The sequence below is a fragment of the Streptomyces sp. NPDC000348 genome, assembly GCF_042898795.1.
Classification (GTDB): Bacteria; Actinomycetota; Actinomycetes; order Streptomycetales; family Streptomycetaceae; genus Streptomyces.
On the sequence record NZ_JBIAZD010000021.1, the window covers coordinates 15,732 to 28,808 of the forward strand.

At 71.7% G+C, this 13,077-nt stretch carries 10 protein-coding genes and 1 tRNA gene; 4 read left to right on the forward strand and 7 right to left on the reverse strand.

The annotated features are described in order from the left end of the window. Positions 1-213 precede the first annotated feature (213 nt). From ACFY3N_RS30840 to ACFY3N_RS30855, 4 genes are all read right to left on the reverse strand, one after another. Positions 214-1,194, reverse strand: a complete 981-nt coding sequence (locus ACFY3N_RS30840; protein WP_085575173.1) for a ribose-phosphate diphosphokinase — start codon at positions 1,192-1,194, stop codon at positions 214-216. 88 nt (positions 1,195-1,282) lie between these two features. Next, positions 1,283-2,728: a bifunctional UDP-N-acetylglucosamine diphosphorylase/glucosamine-1-phosphate N-acetyltransferase GlmU gene (gene glmU / locus ACFY3N_RS30845; protein WP_390820079.1), complete on the reverse strand. Its 1,446-nt coding sequence runs from the start codon at positions 2,726-2,728 to the stop codon at positions 1,283-1,285. Positions 2,729-2,851: 123 nt separating this feature from the next. Further along, a tRNA-Gln gene (locus tag ACFY3N_RS30850) sits at positions 2,852-2,926 on the reverse strand. 29 nt (positions 2,927-2,955) lie between these two features. Then, positions 2,956-3,813 (reverse strand): hypothetical protein, encoded by an 858-nt coding sequence (locus ACFY3N_RS30855; protein WP_390820080.1) that lies wholly within the window; start codon positions 3,811-3,813, stop codon positions 2,956-2,958. Between the two features lie 167 nt (positions 3,814-3,980). On the opposite strand from ACFY3N_RS30855, the gene ACFY3N_RS30860 reads away from it, so the two are divergent. Continuing rightward, positions 3,981-5,288 (forward strand): sensor histidine kinase, encoded by a 1,308-nt coding sequence (locus tag ACFY3N_RS30860; protein WP_390820081.1) that lies wholly within the window; start codon positions 3,981-3,983, stop codon positions 5,286-5,288. A gap of 18 nt (positions 5,289-5,306) precedes the next feature. Here ACFY3N_RS30860 and ACFY3N_RS30865 read toward each other — a convergent pair whose 3' ends face one another. Together ACFY3N_RS30865 and ACFY3N_RS30870 are read right to left on the reverse strand one after the other, a co-directional pair. Further along, positions 5,307-5,801 carry an SUKH-3 domain-containing protein gene (locus ACFY3N_RS30865; RefSeq protein WP_390820082.1) on the reverse strand — a complete coding sequence of 165 codons (495 nt, stop codon included), beginning with the start codon at positions 5,799-5,801 and terminating at the stop codon, positions 5,307-5,309. Between the two features lie 41 nt (positions 5,802-5,842). Further along, positions 5,843-6,379 carry a YwqJ-related putative deaminase gene (locus ACFY3N_RS30870; protein ID WP_390820083.1) on the reverse strand — a complete coding sequence of 179 codons (537 nt, stop codon included), beginning with the start codon at positions 6,377-6,379 and terminating at the stop codon, positions 5,843-5,845. Positions 6,380-6,720: 341 nt separating this feature from the next. Here ACFY3N_RS30870 and ACFY3N_RS30875 point away from each other — a divergent pair, with 341 nt between their 5' ends. From ACFY3N_RS30875 to ACFY3N_RS30885, 3 genes are all read left to right on the forward strand, one after another. Beyond that, entirely contained in the window at positions 6,721-7,710 is a 990-nt protein-coding gene (locus tag ACFY3N_RS30875) for an SMI1/KNR4 family protein (RefSeq protein WP_390820162.1), read from the forward strand. Positions 7,711-7,719: 9 nt separating this feature from the next. Next, positions 7,720-10,368, forward strand: coding sequence for an SUKH-4 family immunity protein (locus tag ACFY3N_RS30880; protein ID WP_390820084.1), 2,649 nt, complete (start codon positions 7,720-7,722; stop codon positions 10,366-10,368). Between the two features lie 203 nt (positions 10,369-10,571). Further along, positions 10,572-11,456 carry a cellulose-binding protein gene (locus ACFY3N_RS30885; RefSeq protein WP_390820085.1) on the forward strand — a complete coding sequence of 295 codons (885 nt, stop codon included), beginning with the start codon at positions 10,572-10,574 and terminating at the stop codon, positions 11,454-11,456. A gap of 87 nt (positions 11,457-11,543) precedes the next feature. Here ACFY3N_RS30885 and ACFY3N_RS30890 read toward each other — a convergent pair whose 3' ends face one another. Further along, on the reverse strand, positions 11,544-13,037 hold the full coding sequence (locus ACFY3N_RS30890) for an MFS transporter (protein ID WP_390820086.1): 1,494 nt from the start codon (positions 13,035-13,037) through the stop codon (positions 11,544-11,546). Positions 13,038-13,077 lie beyond the last annotated feature (40 nt).

Below are 13,077 nucleotides of genomic sequence, written 5' to 3' on the forward strand. Positions count from 1 at the left end.
CACTCCTCGAAGTCAGAAACGGACGTGGTCACCCGGCCACGAACGGCCTGCTACGAAGAGCGCGTCGATAACGGACCGCCGGACCCGCCCTGAAAAAGCGGTACGGCCTCCCTCGCCGAGCAACTTCGACAGTCTACTCGGACCAGGAGGCCGAACCCAAAACGATCACCAGCGGACCCGGTGCAGAACCCTTACTGCACGGACCGCACGCGCCTACTGCTCGTCGAACAGGCTCGTCACCGAACCGTCCTGGAACACCTCACGCGCCGCACGCGCGATCGTCGGCGCGATCGACAGCACCTTGATCTTGTCCAGGGACTCGCTCAGCTCACCCGGCGTCGGCAGCGTGTTCGTGAACACGAACTCACTCACCCGCGAGTTCTTCAGCCGGTCCGCGGCCGGACCCGACAGCACACCGTGCGTCGCCGTCACGATGACGTCCTCCGCACCGTGCGCGAACAGCGCGTCCGCCGCGGCACAGATCGTGCCACCCGTGTCGATCATGTCGTCGACCAGCACGCAGATCCGGCCCTCCACGTCACCGACGACCTCGTGCACCGTGACCTGGTTCGCCACGTCCTTGTCCCGGCGCTTGTGCACGATCGCCAGCGGCGCGCCCAGCCGGTCGCACCAACGGTCCGCCACCCGCACACGGCCCGCGTCCGGAGACACCACCGTCAGCTTCGAACGGTCCACCTTCGCACCCACGTAGTCCGCGAGCAGCGGCAGCGCGAACAGGTGGTCCACCGGCCCGTCGAAGAAACCCTGGATCTGGTCCGTGTGCAGATCCACGGCCAGCAGCCGGTCCGCACCCGCCGTCTTCATCAGATCCGCGATCAGACGCGCCGAAATCGGTTCACGACCCCGGTGCTTCTTGTCCTGCCGCGCGTAACCGTAGAACGGCACGATGACCGTGATGGACCTGGCCGACGCACGCTTCAGCGCGTCGATCATGATCAACTGCTCCATGATCCACTTGTTGATCGGAGCGGTGTGGCTCTGGATCAGGAAACAATCGGCACCACGCGCCGACTCCTGATATCGCACGTAGATCTCGCCATTGGCGAAGTCGAAGGCCTTCGTCGGCACGACCCCGACATCCAGCTGTTGGGCGACCTCCTCGGCAAGCTCGGGGTGGGCGCGGCCGGAGAAGAACATCATCTTCTTCTCGCCGGTCGTCTTGATCCCGGTCACAGCACAATCTCCTCAGAGGTGTCGCAGCTGGTGGCGGTGCGGAAGTGCACTTATCACGGTACGCCCTGTTCGAGAGGACCGAATCCGGTCAGTCCTCGACGGCCGGCTCCCGGGACGCCGCCTCCGCCGCCTTCGCGGCGGCACTCCCCGGACGCTTACGAGCCACCCAACCCTCGATGTTCCGCTGCTGGCCACGGGCCACAGCCAGCGAACCCGGCGGCACATCCTTCGTGATCACCGACCCGGCAGCCGTATAAGCACCGTCCCCGACCGTGACAGGCGCCACAAACATGTTGTCCGAACCCGTCCGGCAGTGCGACCCGACCGTCGTGTGATGTTTGTCCTGCCCGTCGTAATTGACGAACACACTCGCCGCACCGATGTTCGAAAACTCGCCGATCGTCGCATCACCCACATACGACAGATGCGGAACCTTCGTCCCCTCACCGATCGACGCGTTCTTCGTCTCCACGTACGTACCGATCTTCGCCTTGCGCGCCAGCCGCGACCCCGGACGCAGATACGCGTACGGCCCCACACTCGCCTCGGGACCCACCTCGGCACCCACCGCCACCGCGTTGTCCACCCGCGCCCCCGCACCCACACGGGTGTCCGTCAGCCGCGAGTTCGGCCCCACCTCACACCCCTCGGCGAGATGCGTCGCCCCGTGCAACTGCGTCCCCGGGTGAACCACCACGTCCTGCTCGAACGTCACCGCCACATCGACCCACGTCGTCGCCGGATCGATCACCGTGACACCCGACAGCATGGCGGCGGTCAGCAGACGGTCGTTGAGGATCCGCCGCGCCTCGGAGAGCTGCACCCGGTTGTTGATCCCCGCGATCTCCCGGTGATCCCCCGCCACCGAGGCACCCACCCGGTGCCCCGCCTCACGCAGGATCCCGAGCACGTCCGTCAGGTACTCCTCACCCTGACTGTTGTCCGTACGCACCTTCTTCAACGCGTCCGCCAGCAACGCCCCGTCGAACGCGAACACACCCGAGTTGATCTCCCGGATCGCCCGCTGCGCGTCCGACGCGTCCTTGTGCTCCACGATCGCCGTGACCGCACCGCCGTCGTCCCGCACGATCCGCCCGTAACCGGTCGCGTCCGGCACCTCGGCCGTCAGCACCGTCACCGCGTTGCCGTCCGAGACGTGGGTGTCGGACAACCGCCGCAGCGTCTCACCGGTCAGCAACGGGGTGTCACCGCATACGACGACCACGGTCCCGTCCACGGAGCCACCCAGCTCCTCCAGCCCCATCCGCACGGCGTGCCCGGTACCGTTCTGCTCCGCCTGCACGGCGGTACGCACGGCCGGGGCGATCTCCGCGAGGTGCGCGGTCACCTTCTCGCGGGCGTGGCCCACGACGACGACCAGGTGCTCGGGCTCCAGCTCACCGGCTGCGGCAAGCACATGACCCACCAGGGAACGGCCACAGATGTCGTGGAGGACCTTCGGTGTGGCCGACTTCATACGGGTGCCCTCACCCGCTGCGAGAACGACGACGGCTGCCGGGCGACTGGTGCTCACGGGATGCCCTTCGGCTGTGATGGGGGAGGGGGTGACATCCGCAGGATACCGGGGGTGTTTGTGAGGGAGGCATGAGAGCGGGCCCTGACGGAAATGTCAGGGCCCGCTCTCATGCTTGCCTGTTGGCTCCCCTGCCAGGACTCGAACCTGGAACAAATCATCCAAAGTGACCCGTGTTGCCAATTACACCACAGGGGAGTGTATAGCGGACCAAAACGGACAATTTGTCAGTCCGTTGAGGTTGCGGCACCTACTATGCCGCACCACCAGCCCTCGATGCGACGGTACAAGTCGGCACCTTGTAGGACTCGGATCACGAGGCAGCCGCGATACGAGTCGCCAACGTTCTTGCGGACAGTCTTGGGATTGTGTTTCTTCAGGGTGGTGGCTTGAAGGGACTCCCGGGCGACGCCGACGAGGTCGGCCCAGTACTGCTCGGCGGCGCTCACGTCAGCGGTCTCGTGGATCATGACGCGGAAACGCAAGCGCTCGCGATGTACGCCCAGCAGGTTGAGCCAGGCCAGGTAGACTTGAATCACGCCGGGGTCGCTGTTGACGAAAATGACGGCCTCGCGGCGGCTGTACGGCTTGCTCTTCTGGCCCTCGGCCCAATACAGGGCGACGCCAGCCACGAATAGGTCCCTGTCGGTGAGCTCGCCGATCTCCTCGGCGGCGTCCGCCTTGACGCGCTCCCGCTCCTCGTCCCGGACACGCAACCTCGCTTCCCAGCCCTTGCGTGCGATGGCTGCGGCTTCCTCAGAAGTGCGCTTGCGTTCCGGCTTGGGTAGATCCCGGACCCACAGCGAGATCGAGCCCTTCGAACAGCCCAGCTCGGCCTCGATCTGGTCATATGTCCAGCCCTGAAGTCGTAGCTCCCGCGCCTTCTCCCGTAGGTCGTCCTTCGCTCGCGAGCGTTTCGTCCAGGCCGGCGGAGGCTCCCCCTTCACCAGCTGGTTGAGGATGTCGTTGTTGTAGATCTTCAGCTCGTCGCGGATCTGGCGGAGGCTGTGGCCCGCCCGTCGCAGGGCGACCGCCTGTTCCCGCAACCTCTCGAAGTCGGCGTATTTGCCGGGTGCGTGTGTCACGCGCATACCGTCCGGGCGGAATGGTCGGTTCCCCCCTCGAACGGTGTCCGATTCAGCAGTTCGAGGGATTTCGGGCCGTACCGCAGCCGAACGGTCACCCCCTGTGGTGTGGTCCGGACGTGGAAACTCGCCGGAAAAGCGGCGCTGCCCGCCCGTAGGCTGGACGCATGACCACGACGGGGGAAGAGCGTGTGACGGCCCGGGGAGGGCCGTGGTGGTGGGACAGACGGCGTGGTGCCGTGCTGGATGTGGGGCTCGCGGTGGTGTCCGCGCTGGAGTGCGGGCTGGAGGGGGTCCCGTTCGCGCGGGAGGCGGGGATCCCGGCGGCCGTGGGGGTCGTCTTCGGTCTGCTGGCCGGTGCGGTGCTGCTGGTGCGGCGGAAGTGGCCGATCGCGGTGGTGCTGGTGGCGGTCGCGGTGACGCCGGCGGCGATGGGCTTCCTCATGGGTGTGGTCGGCCTGTATTCGCTGGCGGCGTCCGAGGTGCCGCGGCGGATCATCGGTTCGCTGGCCGGGATGCAGTTGGTGGGCGTGCTCGTCGTGATGTTCGTGCGGATGCGGCAGGACCTCGCGAAGGAGGACGTGGACGTCGGTGACTGGCTGGTGCCGTTCGCGTCGATCACGACGGCGTTGGGGATGACGGCGCCGCCGTTGTTGCTGGGGTTGTACGTGGGGGCGCGGCGGCGGTTGATGGAGAGTCTGCGGGAGCGGGCGGACAGTCTGGAGCGGGAGCTCCAGTTGCTGGCGGAGCGGGCCGAGGAGCGGGCGGAGTGGGCGCGGAACGAGGAGCGGACGCGGATCGCCCGTGAGATGCACGACGTGGTGGCGCACCGGGTGAGTCTGATGGTGGTGCATGCCGCCGCGCTTCAGGCGGTGGCGCGGAAGGATCCGGAGAAGGCGGTGCGGAACGCCGCTCTGGTGGGGGACATGGGGCGGCAGGCGTTGACGGAGCTGCGGGAGATGCTCGGGGTGCTGCGGTCCGGTGGGGTCGGGGAGCAGCGGCGGGAGCGGGCGTCGGTGCCGTTGGCGGCGGTGGGGGCGGCTGCGGCGGCTGCGGCGTCCCGGGCTGTGGAGGAGGGGGAGGGGCCGTGTCTGTCGGAGCTCGATGAGCTGGTGGGGCAGTCGGCGGCCGCGGGGATGGTGGTGGACCTGTCGGTGGTGGGGGAGGTCCGGTCGTATGCGCGGGAGGTGGAGTCGACGGCGTACCGGGTGGTGCAGGAGGCGTTGACGAACGTGCACAAGCATGCGGCGGGTGCGAAGACGTATGTGCGTCTTGCGCATCGGGTGTCGGAGATCGCGATGCAGGTGGAGAACGAGCCGCCGCCGCCGGAGGTGGCGTCGTCGGCGGGGTTGCCGTCGGGGGGCAATGGTCTGGTGGGGATGAGGGAGCGGGTGTCGGCGCTGGGTGGGGTGTTCGTGTCGGGGCCGACGGATGCGGGGGGTTTCCGGGTGTCGGCGGTGATTCCGGCGTCGTAGTGCGGTTGCCGGTGGTGGTCAGCCGGTGGTGAGGCGTGCGGGTTGTATGCCGGAGACGAGGGTGGCGAGGGCGTGGTCGATGTCGGGGCCGAGGTACCAGTCGCCGGTGTGGTCGAGGGCGTAGGCGCGGCCCTGGGCGTCGATGGCGAGGAGTGCCCGGGTGGTGGTCTCGGTGCCGAGGGGGGAGACCTCGGTGTCGAGGGCGCGGCCGAGGTCGCCGAGGGTGCGGGCCATGTGGAGGCCGTGGAGGGGGTCGAGGTGGAGGGTCGCGGGGGCGATCTGGCGGCCGGGGCCGGTGGGGTTGATGTGGAGTCCGCCGAATTCGGCCCAGGCTTCGACGGCGGCGGGGAAGACGCTGTGGCGGTGTCCGGCGGGTGAGGTGTGGTCGCGGAGGGTGTCGGCCCAGATCTCCGCTTGTTTGATGTCCCAGCGTCCGGGTCGCCAGCCGGCGGTGCGCAGGGCCGCGTCGACGGGTACGGCGAAGCGGGTGGTGGAGGTGCGGTCGGTGTGCATCTGCCCTTTGTTCGTCTGGGTTGTGGGGTGTGGGGCCGGGGTCAGCCGTGGGTGGCGGGGTCGACCATGCGGACGCCGAAGTGGGCGGTGAGGGCGGTGCAGGCGCGGCAGGGGGTGGCGTAGGCGCCGTGGAGGGGGTCGCCGTCCTCGCGGATGTGGCGGGTGGTGAGTTTGGCGTGTTTGAGGGTTCTGCGTGCTTCGCCGTTGGTCATGGGTCTGCGTGCGGCGCGTTTGCTGCGTGCGGCGTCGGCGGTGGTGATGTGCCGTGAGATGAGGATGGTTTCGGCGCAGCGGCCGGTGAAGCGGTCGCGTTGGTCGCTGGTGAGGGTGTCGAGGAAGTCCTGGACGAGGGGGTGGAGGGCGGGGGGTGTGTCGCCGCGGGCGGCGGTGCAGGTGAGGGTGGTGCCGCGGACGGAGAGGGCTGCGGCGATGGTGGGGAGGATGCCGTCGCGGCGGTGCTGGAGGGTGGGGGTGTGGGGGGTTTCGGTGGCGCTCCAGCCGATGCGGGGGTCACCGGGGCGAGGGTTGCCGGATGGGCGGCTGTGCGGCCCCGTCTGCGTCACGTTCATGATCATCATCCCCTCCCGGGCGTCCACCCGGAGGTCACAGAGTGCCAAACGGGGTGGGCGATGCGGAAGCTGGGGCGGGGTGACACGCCCGGGTTTGGGCGGGCTGTCACGGGAGGGTGACGGCTGGTCACGGAAGCGGAGGGGTGGGGGCCGGTGCCGGTGACCGGTGGAGTCGTACCGCATAGGCTGTCGGCACCGCGATCCGTGCGGTGATCCGCGTGCCGGTGCGTGCGGGCGCCGTGGGGGTCTGGCGGTGAGCAGTCGAGACAGACGTGACAGTCGAACACGTTCCGTAGTGGTCCGAAGGTGGGCGGTGCGGGACGTACAGAGTGCCGCAGGGGGCAACCGCCATGACGACAGGTCGGCTCGGGCAGAAGGCCGTGCCGCCGAACGCGGCCTATGCCGGGCAGGTCGTGCACTTCCCGGATCCGGTGCGGGCGGCGCGTCACCCGAGGGGGGTGCGGGTGGACGAGCGTGGTTACCCCGATTTCTCGCCCTACGCGCGTGCGGCCGCGGAGGTGGCGGAGCCGCCGGAGGGTTTCGGCGTGGACGAGTTGCGGCTGACGGACTACGTGTCGGCGAACGCGGCGCTGGCGGCGAGCGGGCACGAGTTGTGGGACACGGTGCCGGCGGTGGCGACGCCGCACGGCTGGACGTGGCATCACGTGGTGGGGTCGCGGCGGCTGGAGTTGGTGCCGGTGGAGGTGAAGGCGCTGCTGCGGCATCACGGTGGGGTGGCGACGTCGGCGGTGGACCATGAGAAGCGGGGCACGCGGCCGTTGCAGGAGACGCGTCCGGCGCATTTCGGGCTGCCGAAGTCGGGTGTGGCGGTGACGGAGTCGCAGGTGCTGGGGGTCGAGGAGGATCTCGGGTACCGGCTGCCGGGCGCGTACCGGTCGTTCTTGAAGGCGGCGGGTGGGTGCGCGCCGGTGGGCACGGCGTTGGACGCGGAGCTGGGGCTGTTGGTGGACCAGCCGTTCTTCACGGTGCGGGACGAGGCGGCGGTCAATGATCTGGTGTACGTGAACAAGTGTCTGCGTGACCATCTGACGAAGGACTATCTGTGCGTCGGTTTCGTGCAGGGGGGTCTGCTGGCCGTGAAGGTGCGGGGTGAGCGGCAGGGTTCGGTGTGGTTCTGCGCGTACGACGACGCGCGGGACGTGGATCCGTCGTGGCCGCCGGCCGAGCGGGTGGAGCGGCTGCTGCTGTCGTGCGGGGACGATTTCGATGTGTTCCTGTCCCGGCTGGCGGGGTCCCCGCCGGAGCTGGAGACGGTGGCGAATCTGATGGTGGACGGCGGGTTCGCGCGTGCCGTTCCGGTTTCTTCCGCGGGGGAGTGAGCTTCGGCGATGGTGACGTTCGCGCAGGCGCAGGAGCGTGCGGAGGAGTGGGTCAACGGGGAGGTGCCGGCGTATCAGCATCGTGAGGTGCGGGTGCGGGAGTTCGACCTCGGGTTCGTGGTGTGGGCGGAGGACCGTGCGGACGGGCCCCGTTCGGACGGGGGCGCGCAGCGGCTGGTGATCGCCCGTGACAGTGGTGAGGCGACGCTGTGGCCGGCGCTGCCGGTGGGTGAGGTGATCCGCCGGTACGAGGAGGAGTACGGCCGTGACGACTCGGCGCCCGAGCCGGCGCCGGCGCCGGCGGAGCGGGTGGATCTGAACCAGACGTCGTTCTTGTTGAGTCCGCCGGAGTGGTTGCAGGAGGCGGCGGACCGGCTGGGGATTCCGGATCGGCGCGGGGAGGGTTCGGGCGCGTCCGCCGGGGGTGCGGCTTCGGCCTCGTCCGCGGGTTCCGCTCCGGGGCCGGCGGATGCGACGGCCGGGTCTTCGGGGGCCGGTTCCGGTGCGGGGGCTCCTGGGTCGGGTACGGCTGCCGGTGCGGGGAGCGGTGCCGGGTGGCCCGCCGCCGGGGGGAGTGGTTCCCGGGCGGGGGCCGGTGTGCCGGCCGGGGCGACTCCGTGGGCGGGTACGGACACCAACGCCGATGCCGGTGAGGACCGTTCCGTGCCGTTGCCGGAGACCGTGTTCGCGTCGCAGTTGAGCGAGTCCGGCGACGACGCTCCGCCGTCCGCGGCTCCGCCGGAGGCGAAGACGGCGCTGATGTCGGGCGGCAGCGGGCTTCCGCCGACGGCTGTGGCGCCGGCGGTCCGGGATCCGGGCGCGCCGCAGGGGGCGCCGGGTACGCCGCCGCCCGTGCCCGGTGGGGCGCCCGCGCCCCCGTCGGCCGGTCCGGGTGTGCCGGAGCGGCCGCTCGCGCCGAACGCGGGGGACATCGCGGACGCCGCGACCAGCAAGGCGGCTCCGCCCCCGCGGCGCGGCCCGGGTGCGACGCCCCCGCCTCCGCCGGGCGCCCCGGGCGCTCCGGGTGCGCGTCCGGGCGGCACGCCTCCGCCGCCGTCCGCTCCGGCGGGCGGGTACGTGCCGACGCAGATGGTGTCGTCGCTCGGCCCCGACGGGCCGGGGGCGCAGGATGGTTCGACCCCGCCGCCCGGGACGCCGGCCCCGCCTCCGCCGCCCGGTGCTGTCCACCACGCGGCGACGATGCTCGCCGGCCCGGGCGGGCCGGGTACGCCCCAGCCTCCGGGACCGCCTGGCGTTCCGGGTGTTCCCGGTGCCCCCGGCGCTCCCCAGCCTCCTGGTCCGCCTGGTGTGCCGGGTGCTCCCCAGCCTCCTGGTCCGCCTGGTGTGCCGGGTGCTCCTCAGCCTCCTGGTCCGCCTGGTGTGCCGGGTGCTCCCGGTGTTCCGTTGCCTCCTGGTCCGCCCGGTGTGCCGGGTGCTCCCGGTGTTCCGTTGCCTCCTGGTCCGCCCGGTACGGGCGGGCGCGGGCCCGTGCATCACGCGGAGACCGTGCTGGCCGCGCCGCCGGTGGGCGGGCCCGGTGCGCCTCCGCCCCCGGCGCCCCCGGGAATGCCCGGCGGTGCTCCGCCGATGCCGCCGGGCGGGATGCCCCCCGGCACGCCTCCGCCCGGTGTCCCCGTGCCGGGGCAGCCGCCGGCGTACGGCTATCCGCAGCCGCCCGCCGGTCTGCCGACCGTCGGCCCCGGTTACCAGGCCGTGCTGCGCTACCGCGCGCAGGACGGTTCGGAGCAGCAGCTGATCCGGCGTTCGGCGCCGGGCACGCCGCACCCGGAGTGGCAGATCTTCCACGAGCTGCGCGCCATGAACGTGCCGCCGGGCCAGGTGCTGGAGCTGCACACCGAGCTGGAGTCGTGCGAGCTGCCGGGTGCCTACTGCGCGCGGATGATCCGTGAGCAGTGGCCGCAGGCGCGGATCACGTCCATCGCCCCGTACGGCACGGATCACGCGAGCCGGCAGCAGGGCATGGGGCAGCTGCTCGCCCACCAGGGTGAGTTGCACCAGGTGGCGGACGGTCCGGCGCGTCCCGCGCCGGTGCGTGCGCCGATTCCGCCGGTGCAGCCCGCGCCGCCGGTTCCGCCGGAGGCCGTCGCGCAGGAGCTGGCGGGGGCGTTCGGGCCGGGCGTGTTCCGGTTCGAGCAGGCGGCGGTGTCCCGGCAGGGCGTGCCGCCGGTCGTGGCGCACACCCTGGTGGTGGCGGGGCTGCCGCTGGACATGGGCCCGTTCTTCTGGGCGCAGGCCCAGCCGGGCCGGCCGGTGCCGACGCTGGCGGAGCTGGCGCTGGAGCGGGGTGTGCAGCCGGCCTCGGACGCGGGGTCGTACCTGGTGATGGGGAGCGACTTCGGCAAGGCGATCTGTGTGCAGTACGGCACGGCGAACATCGTCGCGGTGCCGGTGGAGCCCGGGCCGGGCGGGGCGCCGGTCGCGCCGCAGTTCGTGAACACCGGTCTGCCGGAGTTCGTGCGCTGTCTGGCGCTGCTGGGTCGGATGTGGCGGCTGAGGTTCGGGCTGAACCAGGAGCAGGCGGGCCGCTGGACGGTGGACTTCCAGGCGCAGTTGGCCGCGCTGGACCCGGCGGCGCTGGGTTCGCCGGAGAGCTGGTGGTCGGTGCTGCTGGAGCAGATGTGGGACGGGTTGCTGTGAGCCGTCGCGGCTGAACCCCGTGTGGCGCGAGGAGCCGGGCCCGGTCGTCAGGACGACCGGGCCCGGCTTTTGCGTGCCCTCCTCGCGGAGTGTCGCGTTATGAACACTTCCGTGTCATCCACCAAGATGTGCGCGATTCATCCCATTTCGTGCTCGGTCTTTCGTGCTGGGCTTCGTGTCCGTCGGTGGAGAGGGGTTCCAGGGTGAGCAGCGCATCGGTGTCGTCGCAGGGCTTCGAGGTCGTACGGGGGCGTGGCTACCGTCCCTTGCAGGTGATCGCGTACGTCGAGGCCCTCTCGAATCGTCGTGACGCCGCCTGGGAGCGGGCCGCGCGGCTCACCGTCCTCGCCCGGGAGATGGAGGAGGAGCTGGCACTGCTGCGGGTGCGGGTGGCAGGGCTGGCGCCGCAGACGTACGAGTCGCTCGGGGAGAGCGCCAGGCGGCTGTTCGAGCTGGCCCGGGAGGAGGCGGCGGCCGTGCGGGAGTCGGCGCGGCAGTACGCGCGGGACGTGACGGACCTGGCGGAGGACGACGCAGCCGGCGTGCGGGAGGCCGCGCGGGCGCACGCCGGGACCGTGCGCGCCGAGGCGGACGAACACGCCGGGGAGGTGCTGCTGGCGGCCCGCGCGGAGGCCGACCGGATCCGGGTCGAGGCCCGGCTCGAGGTGAAGGAGCGGCGCGCGCGGACGCTGGCGGTGCTGCGGGAGATGCGGGAGCGCACCTCCGGGATGCTCGCCGAGGCGGCCGGGGCGCAGGCGGAACGGCTGGACGCGGTGGCCCGGGAGGAGGCCGCGCGGGTGGCCGCGCTGGAGGCCCGGCACGCGGAGGCGGAGGAGGGTGCCGAGCGTCTGCTGGCCGAGGCGCGGCAGGTCTTCGCCGACGCGGAGGAGGCGGCGCGGCGCTGCGCGGAGGAGGCGCGGGAGCGGGCGGCGGAGCTGCTCGCCGGGGCGCGTGCCCGCGCGGAGGGCGTCGCGCGGGAGACCGAGCGGGTGCTGCGCGAGCACGCCGGGACGCGGGAGGAGCTGCAGGCGCAGCTGGACCAGGTGTGCGCCGGCCTCAGCGCGCTGACGGGCCGGGCCGTGGAGTGACCCGGCGGTGGGCGCGCGCCCTTGCCGCGGCCGGTGCGGGAAGGGCCGTGCGGGGTGCGGCAGGGGCCGTGCGGGGTGCGGGGCCGGTCAGTCCTTGAGCACCGGGAACGTGCGCGGCGCGAGGACCAGCAGGACCAGGAACGCCAGGGCCGCCGCGCACCCCGCTCCCAGGTAGACGGTGTGCACGGCGTCCGCGACGGCCCGGCGGGTCGTCTCGGGGACGGCGCCCGCGTCCAGGCCGCGGGTGACGGAGTCCAGGTCGTGGGCGCCGCCGAGGCGCGCGGCCAGGACGCCGTTGGCGACCGCGCCGAAGAGGGCCGCGCCGACGGTCTGGCCGGTCTGCCGGCAGAAGAGGATCGAGCCGGTCGCCGTACCGCGTTCCGCCCATTCCACCGACGACTGCACCCCGATGATCAGGGGCAGCTGGAACAGGCCGAGGGCCGCGCCCAGCAGCAGCATCAGCAGGGCCGGCTGCCACGCCTCGCCGGGATAGGGCAGGAAGGGGAACGCGAAGAGGACGAGCGCGGCCGTGCCGATGCCGAGCATGGCGGTGTCGCGGAAGCCGATGCGGCGGTACACGTGCTGGCTGAGGGCGGCCGACACCGGCCAGGACAGCGTCCACACGGAGAGGACGAATCCGGCGGCCACCGGGGCGAGACCGAGGACGGACTGGGCGTAGGTGGGCAGGAAGACCGTGGGGGCCACCATCAGCAGGCCCAGGGCGCCGAGGGCCAGGTTGACGGCGGCGATCGTACGGCGGCGCCACACCCAGCCGGGGATGATCGGCTCCGCCGCACGGCGTTCCGCCACCACCACGACCGCCAGGAGGGCGGCTCCCGCCGCGAACAGGGCGAGCGAGGGGGCGGACAGCCACGGCCAGGCGATCCCGCCCTGCACGAGCGCGGTGAGGAGGACGCCCCCGCAGGCGAAGACCGCGACCGCGCCCGCCCAGTCCACGCGCGCGGGGCGGGCGTTCTCCCGCGGCGGTTCGTGGAGGTGACGGACGATCAGCCACAACGCCACCGTGCCGACGGGCAGGTTGACGAGGAAGATCCAGCGCCAGTCGGCGTAGGAGGCGAGCAGTCCGCCGAGGCCGGGGCCGGCCACCGCGGAGAGGGCCCACACGGTGGAGAGGCGGGCCTGGATCCTCGGGCGTTCCTGGAGCGGGTACAGGTCGGCGGCGAGGGTCTGCACCGTGCCCTGGAGCGCGCCGCCACCCAGCCCCTGCACGACACGGAACGCGATGAGCGAGGCCATGTTCCAGGCCGCGGCGCACAGCAGCGAGCCCAGCAGGAACAGCGCGGCGCCCGCGACGAGGACCGGTTTGCGGCCGAAGGTGTCGGAGAGCTTGCCGTAGACGGGGAGGGTGACCGTCACGGCCAGCAGGTAGCCGGAGAAGAGCCAGGAGAAGGAGGAGAAGCCGCCCAGGTCGCCGACGATCTGCGGGACGGCCGTGGACACGACGGTGGAGTCGAGTGCCGCCAGGGCCATCGCGAGCATCAGCGCGGCGACGACGGCTCCGCGCCGCCCGGTCGCGGCGGATCGTCCGCTGTCGTGTGTCACCGGTCTGGTGCCGTCCACCCGGAGTCCCTTCCTCGCGGTTGAGTGCCCCTTGCACCTG